Source organism: Marinobacter changyiensis (assembly GCF_009193265.1).
Lineage (GTDB): Bacteria > Pseudomonadota > Gammaproteobacteria > Pseudomonadales > Oleiphilaceae > Marinobacter > Marinobacter changyiensis.
The window spans coordinates 132,393-155,140 of record NZ_VZZZ01000007.1; the positions used below are offsets into that span (position 1 = coordinate 132,393).

General features: G+C 55.9%; 25 protein-coding genes. 7 read left to right on the forward strand and 18 right to left on the reverse strand.

All coding sequences use genetic code 11. The annotated features are described in order from the left end of the window. The first annotated feature begins 19 nt into the window (after positions 1 to 19). The 4 genes from glnA to glnG all read left to right on the forward strand — a co-directional run bounded on the left by glnA (position 20) and on the right by glnG (position 4,936). Positions 20 to 1,423, forward strand: a complete 1,404-nt coding sequence (gene glnA / locus F6Y09_RS18450) for a glutamate--ammonia ligase (RefSeq protein WP_152208425.1) — start codon at positions 20 to 22, stop codon at positions 1,421 to 1,423. A gap of 177 nt (positions 1,424 to 1,600) precedes the next feature. Then, on the forward strand, positions 1,601 to 2,161 hold the full coding sequence (locus F6Y09_RS18455; RefSeq protein ID WP_152208426.1) for a DUF4124 domain-containing protein: 561 nt from the start codon (positions 1,601 to 1,603) through the stop codon (positions 2,159 to 2,161). 274 nt (positions 2,162 to 2,435) lie between these two features. Continuing rightward, the gene (gene glnL / locus F6Y09_RS18460; protein ID WP_218944207.1) at positions 2,436 to 3,512 is read left to right on the forward strand and encodes a nitrogen regulation protein NR(II); all 1,077 of its coding nucleotides are present in this window, start codon (positions 2,436 to 2,438) and stop codon (positions 3,510 to 3,512) included. Next, positions 3,509 to 4,936: a nitrogen regulation protein NR(I) gene (glnG, locus tag F6Y09_RS18465; protein WP_152208428.1), complete on the forward strand. Its 1,428-nt coding sequence runs from the start codon at positions 3,509 to 3,511 to the stop codon at positions 4,934 to 4,936. The genes glnL and glnG overlap by 4 nt, the downstream gene beginning before the upstream one ends. Before the next feature lie 139 nt (positions 4,937 to 5,075). On the opposite strand, the gene F6Y09_RS18470 is transcribed toward glnG, so the two are convergent. Then, positions 5,076 to 6,458, reverse strand: a complete 1,383-nt coding sequence (locus F6Y09_RS18470; protein WP_343031153.1) for a DUF6701 domain-containing protein — start codon at positions 6,456 to 6,458, stop codon at positions 5,076 to 5,078. 392 nt (positions 6,459 to 6,850) lie between these two features. On the opposite strand from F6Y09_RS18470, the gene cynS reads away from it, so the two are divergent. Then, complete coding sequence (cynS, locus tag F6Y09_RS18475) at positions 6,851 to 7,291, forward strand: cyanase (RefSeq protein WP_152208430.1); 441 nt, start codon at positions 6,851 to 6,853, stop codon at positions 7,289 to 7,291. A 135-nt stretch (positions 7,292 to 7,426) separates the two neighbouring features. Further along, a complete protein-coding gene (locus tag F6Y09_RS18480) occupies positions 7,427 to 8,239 on the forward strand; it encodes a formate/nitrite transporter family protein (protein ID WP_152208431.1) in 813 nt (270 codons plus the stop codon). Between the two features lie 91 nt (positions 8,240 to 8,330). Here F6Y09_RS18480 and F6Y09_RS18485 read toward each other — a convergent pair whose 3' ends face one another. The 3 genes from F6Y09_RS18485 to F6Y09_RS18495 form a co-directional block, all read right to left on the reverse strand. After that, positions 8,331 to 10,058 (reverse strand): bifunctional protein-serine/threonine kinase/phosphatase, encoded by a 1,728-nt coding sequence (locus F6Y09_RS18485; RefSeq protein ID WP_152208432.1) that lies wholly within the window; start codon positions 10,056 to 10,058, stop codon positions 8,331 to 8,333. Between the two features lie 353 nt (positions 10,059 to 10,411). Further along, positions 10,412 to 10,942 (reverse strand): single-stranded DNA-binding protein, encoded by a 531-nt coding sequence (ssb, locus tag F6Y09_RS18490; protein WP_152208433.1) that lies wholly within the window; start codon positions 10,940 to 10,942, stop codon positions 10,412 to 10,414. 59 nt (positions 10,943 to 11,001) lie between these two features. After that, positions 11,002 to 12,372, reverse strand: a complete 1,371-nt coding sequence (locus tag F6Y09_RS18495; protein ID WP_152208434.1) for an MFS transporter — start codon at positions 12,370 to 12,372, stop codon at positions 11,002 to 11,004. 146 nt (positions 12,373 to 12,518) lie between these two features. Here F6Y09_RS18495 and uvrA point away from each other — a divergent pair, with 146 nt between their 5' ends. Then, the gene (uvrA, locus tag F6Y09_RS18500) at positions 12,519 to 15,338 is read left to right on the forward strand and encodes an excinuclease ABC subunit UvrA (RefSeq protein WP_152208435.1); all 2,820 of its coding nucleotides are present in this window, start codon (positions 12,519 to 12,521) and stop codon (positions 15,336 to 15,338) included. 84 nt (positions 15,339 to 15,422) lie between these two features. Here uvrA and rplQ read toward each other — a convergent pair whose 3' ends face one another. The 14 genes from rplQ to rpsN form a co-directional block, all read right to left on the reverse strand. Further along, the gene (rplQ, locus tag F6Y09_RS18505) at positions 15,423 to 15,821 is read right to left on the reverse strand and encodes a 50S ribosomal protein L17 (RefSeq protein WP_152208436.1); all 399 of its coding nucleotides are present in this window, start codon (positions 15,819 to 15,821) and stop codon (positions 15,423 to 15,425) included. A 37-nt stretch (positions 15,822 to 15,858) separates the two neighbouring features. Then, positions 15,859 to 16,863: a DNA-directed RNA polymerase subunit alpha gene (locus F6Y09_RS18510; RefSeq protein ID WP_152208437.1), complete on the reverse strand. Its 1,005-nt coding sequence runs from the start codon at positions 16,861 to 16,863 to the stop codon at positions 15,859 to 15,861. A 35-nt stretch (positions 16,864 to 16,898) separates the two neighbouring features. Continuing rightward, complete coding sequence (rpsD, locus tag F6Y09_RS18515) at positions 16,899 to 17,519, reverse strand: 30S ribosomal protein S4 (protein ID WP_152208438.1); 621 nt, start codon at positions 17,517 to 17,519, stop codon at positions 16,899 to 16,901. An 18-nt stretch (positions 17,520 to 17,537) separates the two neighbouring features. After that, a complete protein-coding gene (rpsK, locus tag F6Y09_RS18520; protein ID WP_004580767.1) occupies positions 17,538 to 17,927 on the reverse strand; it encodes a 30S ribosomal protein S11 in 390 nt (129 codons plus the stop codon). Between the two features lie 13 nt (positions 17,928 to 17,940). Then, complete coding sequence (rpsM, locus tag F6Y09_RS18525; RefSeq protein WP_152208439.1) at positions 17,941 to 18,297, reverse strand: 30S ribosomal protein S13; 357 nt, start codon at positions 18,295 to 18,297, stop codon at positions 17,941 to 17,943. Positions 18,298 to 18,438: 141 nt separating this feature from the next. Next, positions 18,439 to 18,552 carry a 50S ribosomal protein L36 gene (gene rpmJ / locus F6Y09_RS18530; protein WP_008174902.1) on the reverse strand — a complete coding sequence of 38 codons (114 nt, stop codon included), beginning with the start codon at positions 18,550 to 18,552 and terminating at the stop codon, positions 18,439 to 18,441. 30 nt (positions 18,553 to 18,582) lie between these two features. Further along, positions 18,583 to 19,902: a preprotein translocase subunit SecY gene (gene secY, locus F6Y09_RS18535; protein WP_152208440.1), complete on the reverse strand. Its 1,320-nt coding sequence runs from the start codon at positions 19,900 to 19,902 to the stop codon at positions 18,583 to 18,585. Between the two features lie 17 nt (positions 19,903 to 19,919). After that, a complete protein-coding gene (gene rplO, locus F6Y09_RS18540) occupies positions 19,920 to 20,354 on the reverse strand; it encodes a 50S ribosomal protein L15 (RefSeq protein WP_152208441.1) in 435 nt (144 codons plus the stop codon). 1 nt (position 20,355) lies between these two features. Then, positions 20,356 to 20,547: a 50S ribosomal protein L30 gene (gene rpmD, locus F6Y09_RS18545; protein ID WP_152208442.1), complete on the reverse strand. Its 192-nt coding sequence runs from the start codon at positions 20,545 to 20,547 to the stop codon at positions 20,356 to 20,358. Between the two features lie 4 nt (positions 20,548 to 20,551). Continuing rightward, positions 20,552 to 21,052: a 30S ribosomal protein S5 gene (gene rpsE / locus F6Y09_RS18550; protein WP_152208443.1), complete on the reverse strand. Its 501-nt coding sequence runs from the start codon at positions 21,050 to 21,052 to the stop codon at positions 20,552 to 20,554. A 12-nt stretch (positions 21,053 to 21,064) separates the two neighbouring features. Next, positions 21,065 to 21,412, reverse strand: coding sequence for a 50S ribosomal protein L18 (gene rplR, locus F6Y09_RS18555; RefSeq protein WP_152208444.1), 348 nt, complete (start codon positions 21,410 to 21,412; stop codon positions 21,065 to 21,067). Positions 21,413 to 21,421: 9 nt separating this feature from the next. Beyond that, the gene (gene rplF / locus F6Y09_RS18560; RefSeq protein WP_152208445.1) at positions 21,422 to 21,955 is read right to left on the reverse strand and encodes a 50S ribosomal protein L6; all 534 of its coding nucleotides are present in this window, start codon (positions 21,953 to 21,955) and stop codon (positions 21,422 to 21,424) included. Between the two features lie 9 nt (positions 21,956 to 21,964). After that, positions 21,965 to 22,357 (reverse strand): 30S ribosomal protein S8, encoded by a 393-nt coding sequence (rpsH, locus tag F6Y09_RS18565; protein ID WP_152208446.1) that lies wholly within the window; start codon positions 22,355 to 22,357, stop codon positions 21,965 to 21,967. Between the two features lie 84 nt (positions 22,358 to 22,441). Continuing rightward, on the reverse strand, positions 22,442 to 22,747 hold the full coding sequence (rpsN, locus tag F6Y09_RS18570; RefSeq protein WP_152208447.1) for a 30S ribosomal protein S14: 306 nt from the start codon (positions 22,745 to 22,747) through the stop codon (positions 22,442 to 22,444). Between the last annotated feature and the right edge of the window lies 1 nt (position 22,748).

Consider the following 22,748-nt stretch of genomic DNA (forward strand, 5'->3'; position numbering starts at 1 on the left):
AACCTACGGAGTATGTACAATGTCGAAAACAATTGATCTGATCAAAGAACACGAAGTCAAATGGGTTGATTTGCGATTCACTGACAGCCGCGGTAAAGAGCAGCACGTGACCATGCCGGCCACTGAGGTCAATGACGACTTCTTCGCCGACGGCAAAATGTTCGATGGCTCATCAATTGCTGGCTGGAAAGGCATCAACGAATCCGACATGATCCTGATGCCGGACGATTCCAGTACGGTTCTGGACCCGTTTACCGAAGAAACCACCGTCAACATTACCTGCGATATTGTAGAGCCTTCTACCATGCAGGGTTACGAGCGCGACCCGCGCTCGGTGGCACGTCGCGCTGAAGAGTACCTGAAGTCTACCGGCATTGCCGACAGCGCTCTGTTCGGCCCGGAGCCCGAGTTCTTCGTGTTTGATTCCGCCCGGTGGAAGACCGACATGCAGGGCTCCATGTACGAGCTGCACTCGGAAGAAGCGGCCTGGGTTTCAGGTGATGAATTCGACCGAAACAACATTGGTCACCGGCCAGGGGTGAAAGGCGGCTATTTCCCGGTTCCTCCTGTCGACAGCCTGCACGACCTGCGTGGCGCTATGTGCGCGGCGATGGAGTCGATGGGCCTGGTTATCGAAGTACACCACCACGAAGTGGGCACTGCCGGTCAGTGTGAAATCGGTGTTGGCGCCAATACCCTGGTCAAGAAAGCCGACGAAGTTCAGATCCTCAAGTACTGTGTTCACAACGTAGCTCACGCCTATGGCAAAACCGCTACGTTCATGCCAAAGCCGGTAGTGGGTGACAATGGTTCCGGCATGCACGTTCACATGTCCCTCAGCAAAGACGGCAAAAACATCTTCGCAGGCGACAGCTACGCAGGCCTGAGCGAAATCGCTATCTACTACATCGGCGGCATCATCAAGCACGCCAAGGCGATCAACGCGTTTACCAACGCCTCTACCAACAGCTACAAGCGCCTGGTACCCGGCTTCGAAGCACCGGTCATGCTGGCTTACTCAGCTCGCAACCGGTCAGCGTCAATTCGCATTCCTTACGTCAACAGCGCGAAAGCCCGTCGTATGGAAGTCCGTTTCCCTGACCCGTCAGCCAACCCGTACCTGGCGTTTGCTGCACTGATGATGGCCGGGCTTGACGGCATCCAGAACAAGATCCACCCGGGCGATGCCATGGACAAGGACTTGTACGACCTGCCAAAAGAAGAAGCCATGAACATCCCGACGGTCTGCCAGACCCTGCAGGAAGCACTGGACATTCTGGAAGGCGACCACGAGTTCCTGACCCGGGGCGGCGTTTTCACCGAAGACATGATCGCCGGCTACATCGATCTGAAGCGTGGCGAAGTTGAACGTCTCAACATGACCACTCACCCGGTCGAGTTCGACTTGTACTACTCGGTCTGATTCTTTCGAATCAAACTGAAAGCCCCGCTCCGGCGGGGTTTTTTTGTGCTGAAAATATGACCGCACAGGATACACGTCACGAATTAACACGCTGTAACCACATACAGGAGTCACGGCATTGCAAACGCCCGGGGCTCTGCCGATAATCGGGCAACAGCCTCGTTACAGGTACGCACAATGAATAATGGGAAACGGACTCTGATTGCTCTGGGCATTTTGAGCACACTGCTCGCCGTCTCGACTCTTCCGGTCGCTGCCGAAGTTTATAAACACGTCGATAAAAACGGCAATGTGACCTTTTCCGACGAGCCCCAAAGCGGCTCGGAACCCGTGAAGGTGCGTCCGGTGACGACTATAACGCTGCCCAAAATGCGGGATATCGAAGCCCAGCAACGGCAAGCCAAGCCGAGCGGACAAGAAAACCCGGCCCCTTATGGTCGTGTGGCATTTGTCGCACCAGAAGATAACGCCGCCTTCCACAGTGGCAGTGGTGATGTCGAGTTCCAGGTCACCAGCTCCCCTGACCTGAGACGAGGGCACCGCTTTGAAGTCGATCTCGACGGACAACCGGTCGGCCAGAACCCCGGTGGCACATTCACCGTGCGCAATATGGATCGCGGCACCCACACCGCGAGTGTTTTTGTGGTCGATACTCAAGGCCAGCGGGTCCAGTCCGGCAACAGCGTCACCTTTACGGTGCACCGCCCTTCCGTAATCAACCGCAACCGCAATAACTGAACTTCCCCCGCCTCGCGCCTCTTCACGGCGATTCACTCATCAGGCCACGCACTATTTTAGTGCGCCTGCACTTTAAAGAAGCCATACTTTGAGCTAACGAGGGGCGGCCTGACCCGGCGATAAACAAATTCCGCTCAAATCCGCACCAGCGAGTGGCGGCCCACCCCCCACAACAAGGCCTCGCCCCTCATCCTTGGCACACCTTCACCTCTCATCCTGTATTTTGGTTCGCTTTTTGCAACAGCGCTTGCACAACCAGGGGACGATCATGGCAATACCGGCAGACTACAAAAACATACTGGATAATCTGGCCACCGCGGTGCTGGTGCTGAGCCCGGAACTGAAGGTCCGGTATCTCAACCCGGCTGCTGAAAACCTGCTTGAAACCAGCATTACCCGCATCAAGGATTTCAGCATTTGCGATATGTTCGTGGAATCAGCAGACGCCCTGAAAACATTACTGGCGTCATCAAAGAACGGGCAGTCCTATACCAAGCGGGAGGCTGAATTCATGCTGGCATCCGGCACACGGTTTACGGTGGATTACTCGGTGTCCTCAATCGGCACCGAACCCTGCGATCTGCTGATGGAACTTCAGTCCCGGGACCGCCTGCTCCGGATCAGCCGGGAGGAGGACATCATCTCCCAGCAGGAAACCACGCGCATTCTGGTGCGGGGCATGGCTCACGAGATCAAGAATCCGCTCGGGGGCATCCGCGGCGCAGCGCAATTGCTCGACCGGGAGCTCAATGACGAAGGCCAGCGGGAATATACCCGGGTCATTATTGACGAAGCAGATCGCCTGCGGGGGTTGGTCGACCGGATGCTGGGGCCAAACCGCGCGCTCAGGCTGGCGCCGACCAACATCCACGAAGTGCTTGAGCGGGTCAGAACACTGCTGGAGGCAGAGAGCCGCCACCGGCTGGTGTTTGAGCGGGATTACGACCCCAGCCTGCCGGAACTCAACGGCGACAAGGAACAGCTGATCCAGGCCTTCCTCAATATTGCCAGAAACGCCATGGAGGCCGCTTTCGAGCATACGGACCGCAGCGCTTCCCCCGAGCCTCCCACCATCATGTTCCGAACCCGGGCGCTTCGGCAGTTCACCATTGGGCATCATCGCTACCGGCTGGTCTGTCGGGTGGATGTCATCGACAACGGCCCCGGTATTCCGGCGGAGCTGTTGCAAAACGTGTTTTACCCCATGATCAGTGGCCGGGCCAACGGCACGGGACTGGGGCTTTCGATTACCCAAAGCATTATCGGGCAACACCATGGGCTGGTGGAGTGTGAGAGCGAGCCCGGGCGAACCAACTTCATCATCTTCCTGCCACTGGAGGAAACAACATGAACCAACCGGCGAACGTCTGGATTATTGACGACGACCGAAGCATCCGCTGGGTCCTGGAGCGCGCCCTGTCCCAGGCCGGCATGAATCCGCGCGTATTCGAGAGCGGCGACAGCATTCTGGCACGCCTGGAACACGAGCAACCGGATGCGATCATCAGCGACATTCGTATGCCGGGCATCGACGGTATTGCGCTGCTCGCAGGCATTGTCGAGGCGCACCCGGATTTGCCGGTGATCATCATGACCGCCCATTCGGATCTTGAGAGCGCGGTCACCAGCTACCAGACCGGTGCTTTCGAATACCTGCCAAAGCCCTTCGATGTGGATGATGCGGTGGCCCTTGCCAAGCGTGCCGTTGCCCACAGCCGTGAGCGGCGAGCCACCGCCGAACCGGCGGTGGACAGCACCCAGCGCCACACCGAAATCATCGGCGAAGCGCCGGCCATGCAGGAGGTTTTCCGGGCGATTGGCCGGCTGTCCCACTCCAACATTACGGTGTTAATCAATGGCGAAAGCGGAACCGGCAAAGAACTGGTGGCCCAGGCACTGCACAACCACAGCCCACGCGCCAAGCACCCGTTCATCGCCCTGAACATGGCGGCCATACCCAAGGATCTGATCGAGTCCGAATTGTTCGGCCACGAGAAAGGCGCCTTCACCGGCGCCGGTGCAGCACGCCAGGGCCGGTTTGAGCAGTCCAACGGCGGCACCCTGTTTCTGGATGAAATCGGCGACATGCCGGCGGACACCCAGACCCGCCTTTTGCGGGTACTGGCGGACGGCGAGTTTTACCGGGTGGGCGGCACCACCGCCATCAAGGTGGATGTTCGCATCATTGCCGCCACGCATCAGGACCTGGAAAAGCTGGTCCAGGCCGGCACTTTCCGTGAGGATCTGTTCCACCGCCTCAACGTGATCCGGGTGCATCTGCCCAAACTGGCCGAACGCCGGGAAGACATTCCCCGCCTGATGCAGCACTTCCTCAAACAGGCCGCCCGTGAACTGGCGGTAGAATCCAAGCTACTGCGCCCGGACGCGGAAGAATACCTCACCACCCTGCCCTGGCCCGGCAACGTGCGCCAGCTGGAAAACACCTGCCGCTGGCTGACCGTGATGGCCAGCGGGCGCGATATCCACGTCGACGACCTGCCCCAGGAACTTCTCCAGCAAGCCGAAACGCCCGCTACCGGGCGCACCTGGCAGGAAGGCCTGCAAGGCTGGGCCGAACAGGAGCTCAAGCGGGGTAAAAAAGCAATTCTGGATACTGCCATTCCGGAGTTCGAGCGCATCATGATCGAGACTGCCCTGAAGCATACCGGCGGGCGTCGGCGGGATGCCTCGATTCTGCTGGGCTGGGGGAGGAATACGCTGACCCGGAAGATTAATGAGTTGGGGCTGGATCATCCGGAGGGGGAGGAGGACTGACTCCGTGCCCAGGCACATGGAGAAGCCTTGCTGGAATACGCTGTAAATACATCCATGGTCGCTCGAGCTCCGCCATCCCTGGCTCCGCACGATTCCAGCAAGGCCTCTCCCTGTACCTGTTTCAGCGTCTGAGATATCGCTAGTCCCGAACTTCCCGCCAGTAGATGATGCGGTCGTTGCCTCGGTAGACGCCGAAGGTGGCCCAGGCATATGGATCAACCAGGGTGTCGGGATTGTCAGTGTCCCAGAAACCCTTCAGCCAGTCGTTGCCGGTATCGAGTTCCACATAGATACCTTTCGCCTCAGCGGATTCTGCGCCTGAAGGCGTCGGCGCTGACAGTCTCAGCCTGTTGTCCTCAACAGCTGCAACTATTGGCCTGCCCTCTTCCAAGGTAAGCTCAGAAGCATCCACCTCAATCACGCCTGTCTGGCTGGCGGTGAATGCAGAATCGGTGAAGTTGACTGAAATGTTCTCGGCCAAATCGTATAACCAACAGGTTTCATCCTGGTGTAACTGGAAACCGCCGCTGCCAAACACCTCTGCGCGCAGCGGAATCACCAGATTCATATTCTCAGGACCATAGCCGTTATCCAACCTGATTCGACCATATCGAATCTCGAAGCCCGCCTCTGGCTTGAAGTTCTCTGGCAGGTCTTCGGTAGGGTTGAGAACCGTTACACCGTCTGCATCAATAAGGCTTTCAAGGCTGAACACGGGTTCGGGGGTATAACCGGAAACCCGGGTGTTTAGAGTTTTTGGGTAACGAAACTCATCACCCGGGGCAAAGCTGTAGATCAAACTACCGATCGAGTCCGGCGAGAGCGTCGCCAGGGCCAAAGCGGCCTCCATTTCCACCGGCGTCCCGTCAGCTCTCGCTGTGGCCTCGTCCTCCACGGGAAATGGTGCGAAGCCGATATCATCAGCGCCTATTCTTTGGAAGGGTGTTCCGGCATAGTTTTGAACCGTCACGCCATTCCGGTTTTTTGGCGTGATAAGCACTTCAGCCACCCGCTCCCAACCAAAGGGCTCCCCGGTGTATACCCAGCTCCGCCCGCCGGTGCAAGAGGTTCTGTCTGAAGACAAGGGCACACTACTGAAACGCCCGGGGTCAATGGCAACCTCAAACCAGGCAGGAATAAACCGACCTACATAAGGAAGGGGGGCACTGACGACATTCTCGGCACCCAAGTAAGCTCCGCTACTCAAAGAGGGCGCCAGCGAAAAGGTACCCACCTCTGGCCAGAAGAATTCTCCGCAAGCCTTGCCTCCCTGTGGCTCAGCGCAAGACTGGCCAAATTTTCCCAGAGTTCCGTCCAAGGCCGCTAGATTTGGCACTGGAAGAGTTTCAGCTTCACCAACAATGAGAGTAACGACTTCTCCTGGCGACTCCTGACCAAAATTCCGCGTAAGCTCACCCCAGGTATTTAGCGCACGAACCTCCACCCGAAAGGCTTCACCGGCTGTTTTGAATACTGTTGCGGCAGAAACAGCGGGGCTCAGGCGCCTCAGGAAAACGCTCAACCGGCTCTTTTGGGCAATTCGCCCATAGTCCGCCTGGGCAATCCGCCAGAGCTTCCGAATCCTTTCTCGCGTGCGACCTACCGCATCGGAAACTGTGTGAAAAGTGTAAGGCTTTCAGGGCAATAATTCTGCAAAGACCCTGTGTTTAATTGTTTGTTTATTTTGCCGGCGTGCTATCGAAACTGAGAGTTAACGCAGTTGCGTTATATGAATCTATAGCCTTGGCGCCCTGTAAGTGCGGTCTCTGCCCGAGCGCTCCCGCGCCTGGCACGGCACCTGCATAGAACGGGCAGTGTGAAGCCATCCGTGGATATGACAGGTTTTTTTACTATCAAGGGCCTCACAAAGGTGCATGCGCACCGCAATACAGCACGACAGACTGAGGATTTACTATGAATCATGAAATGATGACCGCCACCATTCTCACAGCCAAAAACGAGAGCGGGTTGACCTGGGAGCAGATTGCCGAAGCCATCGGTATGTCCCCGGTGTGGACGACATCCTGCTGCTTTGGCATGAACACTATGCTGGAGGACCAGGCCAAGGCGTTGTGCAAAACGCTTAACCTGAATACGGACGTCGAGGATACCCTGCAGTCGTCTCCCTCCAAGCACTGGGGCGACAGTGTTCCCCAGGATCCCCTCATTTATCGCCTTTACGAAGCCACCATGATCTACGGCCCCAGCGTGAAGGCGCTGATCCACGAAAAATTCGGCGACGGCATCATGAGCGCCATTGACTACAAGATGTATGTGGAGAAGGTGGAGGACCCCAAGGGTGACCGGGTGGTGATTACCATGGATGGCAAGTTTCTTCCCTACAAGCGCTGGTAAGGGGTGCACGGGGACCGGCCGGTTGCAGCTCAGGGAATAACTGCCCGGTACTGACACAGAGTCGCTGAATCATCACCGGCGCCTGCCAACAACTTTTCTTTTTCTTTTTCTTTTTTTTCAGAAAGGATCATCAATATGTCTTATCTTCAACCCAACGAGTTTGTTACCAAGCTCGTGGATGCCGGCGAAGCCAAGATCTACATGGGCACGCGGGATACCCTGATTCGCGCGTTCATGGCGGGGGCCACACTGGCGCTGGCGGTAATCTTCGCCGTCACCATCGCAGTTCAGACCGGCTCCTTCCTGTTGGGCTCTCTGCTGTTTCCGGTCGGTTTTTGTATGCTCTACCTTATGGGCTACGACTTGCTCACCGGAGTCTTCACGCTGGTTCCGCTCGCCTTGTTCGACAAGCGGCCAGGGGTGACCGTGCCACGAATGCTGAAGTGCTGGGGCCTTGTCGCGCTCGGCAACCTCGGCGGTGCACTTTTCATTGCGTTTTTCGGTTACCTGAACTTTTCCATGGGTGGCACCGAGGAGATGAGCGCGGTGGGTCAAAAGATCATGGAAGTTGGCGAGAGTCGGACGGTGGGCTATCAGGACGCCGGTGCGGCCGGTTGGCTCGTGCTTTTCCTGCGCGGCGTGTTCTGCAACTGGATGGTCTCTATGGGCGTGGTGGGAGCCACCATATCCACTCACGTCTCAGGCAAAATCATGGCGATGTGGATGCCGATCATTGTGTTCTTTTACCTTGGGTTTGAGCATTCCGTCGTCAACATGTTCCTGTTCCCGATCGGGCTGATGATGGGCGCAGAATTTACCCTCTACCAGTACGTGGTATGGAATGAGATACCGACGGTGCTTGGTAATCTGGTCGGCGGCCTGACCCTGGTCGGTCTGGTGCTGTACACAACCCATATTCGGACCCAGGCGAAGAAAACGTTTTCCTGAACAAGGTTGAACCCAGGATATCCGGTCGCAGTCATGCGACCGGACCGGTGCCGGGTCAGATCCCGGCCTGCGTTCCCCGAGGTTAGGACCGTTATAGGTAGGACAGCATCAGTTGACCCACCACAATAACGGCAAGCAGTAGGGAGACGCCCTTCCACACGGCTTCCGGATTGCGCTCAATCAAGGGTGGCCGGACAGCGTTCACGAATTCGCGTCTGGGGTGGTAAAGATCGTGGATAAATTCCGAAACCTCTGCGTAACGCCGATCGGGATGCGGGTGCAGGGCCTTGCGCAAGGCGCCGTCGATCCAGGTGGGACAGCTCCGGTTGTAGTGGCAAACCGGTGGATACTTGAGGCGGTTGAGGCCGGCGCGGCTTCGGACCTGGGAAGCCTCGGGGCCGTAAGGCAGACGCCCGGTAAGCATCTGGTAGGTGATCACACCAAGGGAAAAAACATCCGAGCGGGCAGAGCCGCCCTCACCCATGAAGTACTCCGGCGCTGAATATTGCTGAGTACCCAGAATAGTCTCATCCTCAGAACCTATACCCTCGCTTATGCCCGCAACCTTAACAGTGCCGAAATCGATCAGCTTGGCCGTGCCGATGCTGTCGATCATGACATTGGCCGGTCGCACGTCCTGGTGGATCATATCCTGTCGATGGAAAGCGCGCAGAGCTTTGCCGATCTGTTCCACAAGCGCTCTCACCCTGGCGAAATGGGCACGGGGGTTGTCGCGCATCCATTGAGTCAGGGTCTGGCCCTCAATGTATTCAGTAACAACATAAAGGAAATTCTGGGCGAGTGAGCGCTGATAGGATCGCAGCACATAGGGGCTGTCGATACGGCGCGCAACCCACTCCTCGGCCAGAAACTGCTCCAGAGCCACCGGGTCTTCCCGGACATCGGTCGCCGGTACCTTGAGGACCACCTTGCTGCCCGTTGCAGTATCCACCGCAAGGTACACGTAACTGCGGTTGCTCATGTGCAGTTCGCGGACGATTTCAAAACCGTCTATCAGACTACGGGCACCCAGCGCCGGCGGGAAGGGCAGTTCCGCCGCGTGTTGCTGGAATTCGTGAATTTTCGGTTGGGGAATCTGCTCGACGCGCAGGATCTGCACGGTCAGGTTGTCGTCACTGCCTTGATCATACGCCGCTCTGACCACGGCCTCTGCGGCCGCGTTCAGGTCGTCTGCATTTTCAGCAATGACGGCCGCAATGTCATTAGGGCCCAGCACTTCATGGATGCCGTCCGTGACCAGCACGAACGTATCTCCCGGCACCACAGCCACGGTGTGATAGTCGACCTCCACCTGGTCATTCACGCCCAGGGCCCGTCCAAGGTAGCTTTTGTCAGGCGATATCCATTGGCGATGGTCACGAGTCAGTTGTTCGAGGCCGCGACCGTGAACCCGATAGGCCCGGGCATCGCCAACATGAAAAAAATAGGCCCTGGTGGATTTGACCACCAGGGCAGTAAACGTACAAACGTACCCGCGGTCTTTATCGTAGCGCGCCCAGGAGTTGTTGGTGTGGGACGTCAGCCACGCGTTTGTTGCGGCGATCACCCGATCGCCGGATTTCTTCACGGACCATGCCGCTGACGTACAGAAATAATCCTGAAGAAAACTTTTGACAGCGGTCTCACTGGCGATGTGAGCCACAGCGCTGGAGCTGATCCCGTCAGCGAGCGCCATGGCTACGCCCTTGGATTCCAGCTCCGCACCCTCGGGAATACGCACCCCGTGGAAATCCTGATTGCAGGATTTGCCACCGGCATCTGAGTGCTGCCCGACCGATACCCGCAAATACTCTGCCATAGCCCTTCCTCAAGGCACGGAGACGCCCTTATCAGATCAACCGGCCAAGAAAGCTGTGGCTGAATCGGCCAATTCAATTATCGCGTTCCAGGCCGGCGAAGCCCCTCAAATCGTCATGACTGCCGATTTGAGGGGCCGCACCTACTCGGCCCAGCTATTCGAAAACACACCGCTGACGGAGAAAGGCCTAATTCGCCGTCCCGCCTTGTAAATCGAGTTATTTCTATTCCGGGACGATGGCCATTCCATGCCAAGCGTTTTTATTACGCCCAAAAACTGCAAAAAATCCCCGCTTTCGCGGGGACTTGGGATTGGACTTCGACCAAAACATTACATTCTTCGCATACTCGTCCCTAGAACGGGATATCGTCATCAAAATCATCGACCGGTTCGGGCATTCCACTCTGGCCCTGGGATGGCTGGCTATTATTACCTCCTGACGGGCCCTGACCGCTTTGCTGGGCGGCGGGTGCGTTCTGAGGTGCCTGCTGCGGCCGGCCCGCTGGCGCGCCCTGGTTCGTGCTGCCGCCCTCGCCTCCGCGACTGTCCAGCATTTGCATCTGCCCGCTGATATCCACCACCACCTCAGTGGTATAGACGTCATTGCCTTCCTTGTTCTGCCACTTGCGGGTCTGGAGCTTACCTTCAATATACACTTTCGAGCCTTTGCGCAGGTACTGCCCTGCAACCTCGGCAATCTTGCCGAACATCACGATCCGGTGCCATTCTGTTTTCGGCACCAGCTGTCCGGTTTGACGGTCTTTATAACTCTCGTCAGTGGCCAGATTAAGATTGACCACGGCGTTGCCGTTGGGTGTGTAACGGGTTTCCGGATCCTGACCCAGATTACCGATCAGAATTACTTTGTTGACGCCTCGTGCCATGATTTGCTCCTAATTCAGTCTCTTATAGTCACCAGCAGTCCATCGCCAGCGCTCAGGATTCACGAAGACATGGCTGGCCGGACAAATGAATATTCCGCCAGACATTCTTCATTAAAGTATTGGCGATCCACTTTCAGATAGGCTGTGCCCACGCCTTCAAGTACCACCACATCCTCTACACCGGGAAGGCCCCGCAGGATACGGTCGATATCATCAATATCGTCATACCCTGCGTCGTGCAACTGTACCATGAAACTGGCAGTATGACTCGGGGGCGCCATGCTCAATGCGACCGCTAACCAGACCGCCAGCGTCACTACCATCAGCACCAGAACGCCATTAAGTCCATACGCTTCAAGCAGCAGACCACCCAATGAGCCGCCCAAAAAAGCACCCATAAACTGGGACGTCGAATACACGCCCATAGCTGTGCCTTTGCTGCCTGCCGGAGACTCCTTACTTACCAGTGATGGCAGGCTGGCTTCCAGGAGATTGAAGGCCATGAAAAAGGCGAACAGCGTTAACCACGCCACTTCAAGCTGGCCATGCACCTGGGACAATCCGATGACTGAACCTATTAACAGCACAATAGCGCCGTTTAGCACCAGTTTCATGCGCCGCTTTTTTTCCCCGAGAATAATGAAAGGCACCATGGCAAAGAACGAGGTCACCATCACTGTCAGGTAAAACCACCAGTGGGACCCGGTCTCAAGACCTGTATCGTCCCGCAACAGACTGGGAACAATCATAAAGGCGGCGGTCAATACCAGGTGAAGGGCAAAAATACCGACGTCAAGCCGAACAAGGCGACCATCCCGGAGCACCTGACCAAGCATCGACAAGGCGGGGCGGGATTCCGGATGATTGACAGGCCCACGGGGTTGCGGCACCAGGCGGTGGACGATCACCATCGCGACCACAGCCAGCAGCGCTGTCAGGTAGAAAATACCGGCGAGGCCAAACAGGTTCCCCAACAACGGCCCAAGTACCAGAGAAACGGAAAACGCCAACCCGATCGACACACCCACCAACGCCATCGCCTTGGTGCGCTCTTCTTCCCGGGTCAAATCACTCAGTAGCGCCATCAGCACGCTGGCGATGGCTCCCGAGCCCTGAAGAATCCGTCCCAGAATCACGCCGTATATCGATTCGGAGGCTGCAGCGAGCAAACTGCCCGCGGCAAACAGAATGAGACCGATATAGATCATTCGTTTACGCCCGAAGCGGTCGGACATCATGCCAAACGGTATTTGTAACATGGCCTGGCTTAACCCATATCCGCCAATTGCCAGGCCGATCAGAAGCGGCGTGGCGCCTTCGAGATCGTTCCCCAGCAATACGAATACCGGCAACACCATAAACAGGCCCAGCATTCGCATGGCGTAGACAGAGGCGAGTGCTGCAACTGAGCGCTTTTCAAGTGCATTCATGGGGACCGCAGGTTCCTCGATTCAGTCAACAAAAGCGAACGGGCAAGCGCCCGCCACGCATTGTACCAGATGCGTTATCGGCAGTTTGCATTTCGCCGCAGTATGCTGAACGAGGTATACTGCCCGTTTTTCTACCGGGGAGAATTATGGATCGTATCCAGATCAAAGGGGCTCGCACCCACAATCTCAAGAACTTCGACCTGGATATCCCAAGGGACAAGCTTATTGTGATAACCGGCCTGTCCGGTTCCGGCAAATCATCCCTGGCGTTTGACACACTCTACGCGGAAGGCCAGCGCCGCTACGTCGAATCACTGTCCACCTATGCCCGACAATTTCTGTCCATGATGGAAAAGCCGGACGTTGATCACATCGAAGGCCTCTCACCGGCCATCTCCATCGAACAAAAGTCGACCTCCCACAATCCGCGCTCCACCGTCGGCACGATCACGGAAATATACGACTATCTGCGCCTGCTGTTTGCCCGGGCGGGCGAGCCGCGCTGCCCTGACCATGGCCAACCGCTCGAAGCACAGACCGTCAGCCAGATGGTGGATCAGGTGCTGGCCATGGCTGAAGACAGCAGGCTGATGATCCTCGCCCCGGTTATCCGTGACCGCAAGGGCGAGCACCTTCAGATTATCGACACCATGCGCAGCCAGGGTTTCATCAGGCTCCGTGTTGATGGTGAGGTCTACGACATTGATGACGTTCCGGCTTTGGACAAGAAGCGCAAACACCAGATTGATGTGGTGGTTGACCGGTTCAAGGTCAAGCCGGGCCTGGAACAGCGTCTCGCCGAGAGCTTCGAAACCGCACTGGGCCTCGCCGAAGGCATCGCTCTGGTCACTGATATGGAAGGGAAAGGGGAAGAACACACGCTCTCCGCCCGCTATGCCTGCACTCAGTGCGGCTATGCTCTGAGCGAGCTCGAGCCCAAGCTGTTCTCCTTCAATAATCCGGCAGGCGCCTGCCCTACCTGTGATGGCCTGGGGGTCAAACAGTTCTTTGATCCCGAGAAGATCATCCAGCACCCCGAGGCCACACTCGCCGAGGGCGCAATCAAGGGCTGGGACCGGCGTTCGGTATACTACTTTCAGCTACTGGGCAGCGTTGCCGAATACTACGGCATTGATATGGATACGCCGTTCGTGGATCTACCGGAGGATTTCCGTGAAACCATTCTCCATGGGTCCGGCGAGGAGAAGATCACCTTTCGGTACGTCAATTCCCGTGGCCATGTGATGGAAAAGGCGCATCCCTTTGAGGGCATTCTTCCCAACCTCGAGCGTCGCTACCGTGAAACCGACTCCCAGAGCATGCGTGAGGAGCTGGCCAGGCACCTCAGCCAGCAACCGTGCAAGGATTGCAACGGGTCCCGTCTCAGACGGAGCGCCCGCAACGTGTTTATTGCCGACCGTACGCTGCCGGAGATGACCCGTTTACCTGTGGGTGATGCCCATGATTATTTTGAGCAGCTCACCTTGCCGGGCAGCCGTGGCGAAATAGCCGAGAAAATCGTCAAGGAGGTCCGCCAGCGATTGCAATTCCTGGTCAACGTAGGGCTTCAGTACCTGACCCTTGAGCGCAGCGCGGATACTCTCTCGGGCGGGGAAGCGCAGCGTATCCGGCTCGCCAGCCAGATTGGCGCCGGGCTTGTGGGGGTGATGTACATTCTGGATGAGCCGTCCATCGGCCTGCACCAGCGTGACAACGACCGCCTGCTGACGACACTCAGGCACCTGAGGGATATTGGCAACACGGTCATTGTGGTTGAGCATGATGAAGATGCCATTCGTGCCGCCGACTACGTCATCGACATCGGACCAGGTGCCGGTATCCATGGCGGTCACATCATTGCCCAGGGCACGCCGGAAGACATAATCAGCAACCCGGATTCGGTGACCGGGCAATATCTCAGCGGTGTTCGTGAAATTGCCATTCCGGAGCAACGGCACAGCGGAAACGGCAAGGTTCTGACCCTGACCGGTGCGACGGGCAACAACCTGCAGAATGTCAGCCTCGACATTCCGCTGGGCGTGATGACCTGTATCACGGGGGTATCCGGGTCCGGCAAATCCACCCTGATTAACAGTACACTTTATCCAGTCGCGGCCACCAAACTCAACAAAGCAACCACCCTTACCCATGGACCCTACGAGAAGCTGGAGGGCCTTGAGCATCTCGATAAGGTGATTGACATCGACCAGAGCCCCATAGGGCGAACGCCGAGATCAAATCCCGCGACCTACACCGGGCTTTTCACCCCGATTCGCGAACTGTTTGCCGGCACTCAGGAAGCCCGATCCCGCGGCTATAAACCTGGCCGGTTCAGCTTCAATGTCAAAGGCGGACGCTGCGAAGCCTGTCAGGGCGACGGTGTCATCAAGGTCGAAATGCATTTTCTGCCGGACGTGTACGTGCCTTGCGATGTCTGCAAGAGCAAGCGCTATAACCGGGAAACTCTGGAAGTCCGTTACAAAAACAAGAACATCCACGAAGTCCTCGATATGACCGTCGAGGAAGGCAGGGAGTTCTTTGACGCCGTACCGTTTCTGGCGAGAAAACTACAGACCCTGATCGATGTTGGTTTGTCCTATATCCGTCTGGGGCAAAGCGCCGTCACCCTCTCCGGCGGAGAAGCCCAGCGCGTTAAACTGGCCAAGGAATTGTCAAAACGTGATACCGGACAAACCCTGTATATCCTCGATGAGCCCACAACCGGCCTGCACTTCTACGATATCCAGCAGCTGCTGACCGTACTCCAGCGCCTGCGTGATCATGGCAATACCATTATTGTTATCGAGCACAATCTGGACGTTATCAAGACTGCCGACTGGATTGTGGATCTCGGGCCGGAAGGCGGCTCAGGCGGGGGCAGAATTATTGCCGAAGGAACCCCCGAGCAGGTCGCTGCCAACCCGGCGTCCCACACGGGACACTACCTGAAGCCCTTACTGGGTTAGGCGCTGTCAGGGCAAATCCTGGTTTCAGCCCATAAAAAAACCGGAAGCCTGAGCTTCCGGTTTTTTTCGACCTCAGCGAAGAATTTACTCTTCGCTATCGTCCATCTCTTCTGCTTCCACATCCATCGGGCGACCGATGACTTCAACATACGCCATAGGCGCGTTGTCGCCAGCGCGAAAGCCGCACTTCAGAACGCGAAGGTAACCGCCCGGACGCTCAACGAAGCGGGGACCAAGCTCATTAAACAGCTTGGCCACCACCGCGTCGTCGCGCAGGCGTGAGAACGCCAGACGACGATTAGCGACCGAATCTTTCTTTGAGAGCGTAATCAAAGGTTCCGCTACCCGGCGAAGTTCTTTCGCTTTCGGGAGCGTCGTTTTGATCAGCTCGTGCTCAACCAGTGACGCAGTCATGTTACGGAACATGGCCTTGCGATGCGCACTGGTCCTGTTGAACTTACGACCACTCTTACGATGACGCATTGCTCTGATTCCTTACCTTAAACTACCAATTCGGCGATTAACCGCCCAGAACCCGGTCGTCGCCACGAAGGCTCGCCGGTGGCCAGTTATCCAGACGCATACCCAGGGACAGTCCGCGTGAAGCGAGCACATCCTTTATCTCGGTGAGCGACTTTTTACCCAGGTTAGGCGTCTTCAGCAGCTCAACTTCGGTGCGCTGAATAAGATCGCCGATGTAGTAAATATTCTCTGCTTTCAAACAGTTCGCTGAACGTACTGTCAATTCAAGATCATCAACCGGGCGCAGCAGAATAGGATCGATTTCTTCCTCTTCTTCGACACGCTCTGGCTCTTTTTCGTGATCAAAATCAACAAATACTGCCAATTGTTGCTGGAGAATTGTTGCGGCACGACGGATCGCCTCTTCGGGATCTATCGTTCCGTTGGTCTCCAGATCAATAACCAGCTTGTCCAGATCGGTCCGCTGCTCAACACGGGCACTTTCAACCGCGTAGGAAACACGACGAACCGGGCTGAACGTAGCATCCAGCTGGAGGCGCCCAATAGCGCGGGTCTCATCTTCTTCAAGACCCCGCTGATCAGCAGCCTCATAACCACGGCCCCGAACAACCTTGAGACGCATGTTCAATTCACCGTTTGCACTGAGGTGACAAATCACATGTTCCGGGTTGGCAATTTCGACATCATGATCCAGCTTGATATCACCGGCTGTCACAACACCTGGGCCTTTCTTGCTGATGGAAACCTCAGCTTCATCACGACTGCCCATTTTTACGGCAACACCTTTAAGATTCAGAAGAATCTCAATGACGTCTTCCTGGACACCCTCAATGGCGCTGTACTCGTGAAGAACGCCGTCGATCTGTGCTTCAGTAACCGCACAGCCCGGCATCGAGGACAGAAGTATACGTCGCAGTGCGCTGCCCAACGTGTGCCCAAAACCTCTTTCCAGAGGCTCCAGGGTCACTTTGGCGCGCGTATAGCTCGATTCCTTCACGTCAATGGTACGAGGTGTCAATAACTCATGTACTGAACGCTGCATAGACGCCCCTATCTACTCTCATGGGTAACTGGGCTTTACTTGGAGTAAAGCTCGACGATGAGGTTCTCGTTGATGTCGGACGGCAATTCCGTACGTTCCGGAGTTGCCTTGTAAACGCCGGACATCTTATTGGCGTCGACCTCTACCCAGCTTACCGGTGCGCGATTGGCAGAAAGATCCAGCGCGCCTTTAACGCGGAGCTGATTTTTAGCCTTTTCACGAATGCTCACAACATCACCTGCCTTAACTTGATAAGAAGGAATATTGACAACCTTATCGTTAATCAGGATCGCCTTGTGAGACACAAGCTGACGGGACTCTGCACGGGTCGAACCAAAACCCATGCGATACACTACGTTGTCGAGACGACCTTCAAGAAGCTGCAGCAGGTTTTCACCTGTTGCGCCCTTGATACGCGCGGCCTCGGCATAGTAATTCCGGAATTGCTTCTCAAGCACACCGTAAATCCGGCGAACTTTCTGTTTTTCACGAAGCTGCACGCCATATTCGGACAAACGACTGCGCCGCGCACCATGCTGACCCGGAGGGGTCTCGATGTTGCACTTCGAGTCTAGAGAGCGAACGCCGCTCTTCAAAAAAAGATCTGTCCCTTCACGACGAGACAGCTTGCACTTCGGGCCTATGTAACGAGCCATATTTCACTGTCTCCTGTGTTAGACGCGGCGCTTTTTGGGCGGACGACAACCGTTATGGGGAATCGGCGTCACATCAGTGATGTTAGTGATCTTGTACCCGCAGCCATTCAGCGCGCGTACAGCGGATTCACGTCCGGGCCCAGGACCCTTAACCTCTACATCCAGGTTTTTAAGGCCGTATTCAGCAGCCGCATTACCGGCTCTTTCAGCTGCTACCTGCGCAGCAAAAGGTGTGCTTTTACGTGACCCACGAAAACCGGAACCACCAGAGGTGGCCCAGGACAATACATTGCCCTGGCGGTCAGAAATGGTCACGATCGTGTTGTTGAAGGAAGCGTGGATGTGCGCGACGCCATCAACAACCGTCTTTTTCACCTTTTTACGGGTACGTGTACCTGGCTTTGCCATGATTGCCTACCTGTTACTTGCGAATAGGTTTGCGAGGACCTTTACGGGTGCGAGCGTTGGTCTTGGTGCGCTGACCACGGACTGGAAGTCCATGACGGTGGCGCAGACCACGAAAACAACCGAGATCCTTCAAACGCTTAATGTTCATCTGAACTTCACGACGCAGATCGCCCTCGACACTCAACTTGCCCACTTCGGTACGAAGTGACTCAAGCTGCTCATCGGACAGGTCTTTGACCTTGACGTCCGGCTTAACGCCGGTTGCATCGCAAAGCTTCTGGGCTGCTGTCTTTCCGACTCCAAAAATGTAAGTCAGAGAGATAACAGCATGTTTGTGATCGGGTATATTGACACCGGCTATACGTGCCATCCAAATTACTCCGCGTTCAAAGCTTTGCTGTGTGAATTTTCCGCCACAAAATAGGGCGCGAAATAATAGCGTCTGACCCTTTAAAGGTCAAGTGCTACTATTTCGTGCCCCTCGCGACCAAGACATTACCCTGATAGGTAATTAGCCCTGACGCTGCTTGTGGCGAGGCTCCGAGCAAATGACTCTTACTGAGCCATTGCGACGAATTACTTTGCAGTTACGGCAAATTTTCTTTACCGAAGCGCGTACTTTCATTGTCGACTCCAGTTTTCAAGGGGAACTTTATCAGTTCCGACTATAGCCCTTGAGATTGGACTTTTTCATCAGCGATTCGTACTGATGAGACATCAGGTGCGATTGAACCTGGGCCATAAAATCCATCACGACGACTACAACAATCAGCAGTGAGGTACCACCCAGATAGAACGGTACATTCCCTGCCACCATCAGAAACTGTGGGAACAGGGACACGGCTGCGATATACATCGCACCAAACAGAGTCAGGCGCGTCAGAACACCGTCAATGTACTTGGCCGTTTGTTCACCAGGACGTATCCCGGGGATAAACGCGCCAGAACGCTTGAGGTTGTCGGCAACTTCCCGCGGGTTATACATCAACGCCGTGTAGAAGAAACAGAAGAACACTACCGCAGCCGCGAACAGAATGATGTAAAGCGGCTGACTGGGGGCGAGCGCCTGAGAAACATCGCTCAGCCATTCCATACCTTCACCCTGACCGAACCACTGCCCCATGGATGCAGGAAACAGGAGTATCGAGGAAGCAAAAATAGGCGGAATAACACCTGCCATATTAACCTTCAGCGGCAAGTGGCTGGATTGCTGGGCAAATACCCGGCGTCCCTGTTGTCGCTTCGCGTAGTTAATCGTCAGACGACGCTGACCACGCTCCATGAACACCACAAACCCGACAACCGCAATAGCGAGCACCGCTATACCCAATACCACCAGCAGGCTCATTTCACCGCTACGGGCCTGCTCAAGGGTCTGACCAATCGCGCCGGGCAGTCCGGCTACAATCCCTGCAAAAATCAGCAGCGATATGCCATTACCTACCCCACGCTCAGTGATCTGCTCACCCAGCCACATCATGAATACCGCGCCGCTTACAAACGACACAACCGCCACGAAATGGAAGCTGAAGCTATCGTTGAACGTTACGCCCTGCGATGCCAGGCCAACGGAAATGCCCATGCCCTGAACCAACGCGAGGATCACAGTACCATAACGGGTGTACTGACTTATCTTGCGCCGGCCTGACTCGCCTTCTTTCTTAAGCTGCTCAAGCGTCGGACTGACCGCCGTCATGAGCTGCATGATAATCGAGGCGGAGATGTAAGGCATGATGCCAAGAGCAAAAATACTCATTCGCTCCAGTGCACCACCAGAAAACATATTGAACATACTCAGGATAGTACCCTGATTCTGCTCAAACAACGCTGCAAGACGATCCGGGTTGATACCTGGCACCGGTATATGTGCACCAATTCGGTACACCAACAGCGCCAGGAAGACAAACCAGAGCCGCGAACGCAGCTCAGCAAGTCCTTTTCCCGCACCCGCAGGCAATGATGATGTCTTGGCCATTTGGTCCTCGACTCGCCTTAGTCTTCGACTTTTCCGCCCGCAGCAGTGATTGCCTCACGAGCGCCTTTTGTCACTTTCAGACCTTTGACGGTCACTGGACGGGTCAACTCGCCTGACAGAATAACCTTCGCAAACCGAATTTCGTCGCGAATGATATCCGCCTTCTTCAAAGCAGCAAGATCAACCACATCTCCTTCAACCACTGCCAGTTCGTTCAGACGAATCTCGGCCACATAGCGCGCTTGACGCGATGTAAAACCGAACTTCGGCAGACGACGGGCCAACGGCTGCTGGCCACCCTCAAACCCAGGAGCAACACTGCCGCCTGAGCGGGCTTTCAAGCCCTTATGACCGCGACCGGCTGTCTTTCCCAGACCGCTACCAATGCCACGACCGACGCGCTTGGCTGCGGTACGTGAACCTGGCTCTGGACTAAGTTCGTTCAGACGCATCTTAGTTCTCCTCTACCCGGACCATATAGCTGACCCGGTTAACCATGCCGCGAACGGAAGGGGTATCTTCCACTTCAACGGTATGACCGATTTTGCGAAGACCCAGGCCTTTCACACATTTCTTGTGGTTAGGCTGGCAGCCAATCGGGCTGCGGGTCAGTGTTACTTTCATCATTGTCTTTGCGTTAGCCATGACTTCAACCCAGAATATCTTCCACGGTCTTGCCGCGCTTGGCTGCTATATCTTCAGGGGCATGCATGCCCTGGAGACCCTTGATAGTGGCACGGACCACATTGACCGGATTGGTCGAGCCGTAACACTTTGACAGCACGTTATGAACACCTGCCACTTCCAATACGGCACGCATCGCGCCACCGGCAATGATACCTGTACCATCTGACGCCGGCTGCATGTACACCTTGGAGGCGCCATGGTTAGCCTTGATCGGATACTGCAGGGTAGTACCGTCCAGCGGTACGTCTACCATGTTCTTGCGCGCTGCTTCCATCGCTTTCTGGATTGCAACCGGCACTTCACGTGCCTTGCCGCGACCAAAGCCAACTCGACCCTTACCATCACCCACCACAGTCAATGCTGTGAAGGCAAAAATACGGCCGCCTTTGACCACTTTGGCTACGCGATTCACCTGCACCAGCTTTTCCTGGAGCTCAGGCGCCTTCTGATCGTTAACGCTCATCTTCTCCACCTCTTAGAATTGCAAGCCAGCTTCACGGGCCGCATCGGCTAACGCCTGAACACGACCATGATAACGGTAACCCGAGCGGTCAAATGCAACCTGCTCGACACCTGCCGCCTTCGCACGCTCAGCAATCAGCTGACCCACTTTCTTGGCGGCGTCCACGTTACCAGTCGCGCCCTGGCGCAGCTCTTTATCCAACGTGGAGGCAGACGCCAGCACTTTGCTGCCGTCTGCGGTAGTGACCTGGGCATACATGTGCCTGGGTGTACGGTGTACACAAAGGCGGATGGAGCCCAGCTCACGGATCTTAATGCGCACTTTACGTGCGCGACGCAATCTTTCGTTATTCGCGCTCATAGTCCCGCCTTATTTCTTCTTGGCTTCTTTGCGTCTGACCTGCTCATCCGCATAACGCACACCTTTACCTTTATAAGGCTCGGGCGGACGGAAAGCGCGAATATCAGCAGCGACCTGGCCAACCTGTTGCTTGTCGATCCCGCGAATAACAACTTCCGTTTGGGTCGGAGTTTCTGCGGTGATCCCCTCGGGCAGCTCATACTCGACCGGGTGCGAAAAACCCAGTGTCAGATTAAGCTTCTTACCTTGCGCCTGGGCACGGTAACCAACGCCCACAAGCTGAAGCTTGCGTTCGAAGCCCACAGTAACACCGTTGACCATATTGTTGATCAGAGCACGGGTTGTTCCTGCAAGAGCGCGGGACTGTTTAGCACCATCGCGAGCCGCAAAGCGAAGGGTGTTCTCTTCCTGCTTTACTTCAACCACGTGGTGGACGGTGATTTGAAGCGCTCCCTTGGAGCCCTTCACATTAATTTCCTGTCCGTTCAGCTTTACCTCAACACCGGAAGGCAGCACGACAGGATTATTGGCAACCCTGGACATGTGATTCTCCTAGAATACGGTGCAGATGACTTCGCCACCCACGCCGGCAGCACGTGCGGCGCGGTCCGTCATAACGCCTTTCGACGTAGAGACAATCGCGACTCCCAAACCACCGGAAACCTTCGGTAGCTCCCCAGCACCTTTATACAGGCGCAGACTCGGACGGCTGACCCGTTTGATCGCCTCGATAACCGGCTTGCCTTCAAAATACTTGAGGGTAACGGTCAGCTCGGGTTTGGCATCAGCTGAAACAGAAAAATCCTGCACGTAACCTTCGTCTTTCAAGACTTGAGCCACGGAGATTTTCATCTTTGAAGACGGCATAGCTACATCAGCTTTTGCTGCCATCTGTGCGTTACGAATACGCGTAAACATATCCGCAAGCGTGTCTTGCATGCTCATCGGTATGAGACTCCTGATCTTTTTAGTTGTGCAGCGGCGCGCCGCACCGCTTACCAACGGGCACCCTGAATACGGGTGCCTGCGTCACCAGCTTGCTTTGGTCAGACCTGGAACGTCACCGCGCATACCCGCTTCACGCAACTTGATACGCGAAAGCTTGAATTTACGCAGAACGCCATGGGGCCGCCCAGTAATCTGGCAACGATTCCGAAGACGCGACGGGCTTGCATCACGGGGAAGCTTCTGCAGCTTCACCTGAGCATCCCAACGGTCATCGTCGCTGGAGTTCGGGTTTTTAATAATTGCCTTGAGCTCTGCGCGCTTGGCCGCAAATTTCGCGACCGTTTGCTCGCGCTTGAGCTCCCGGTTTTTCATGGACACCTTAGCCATT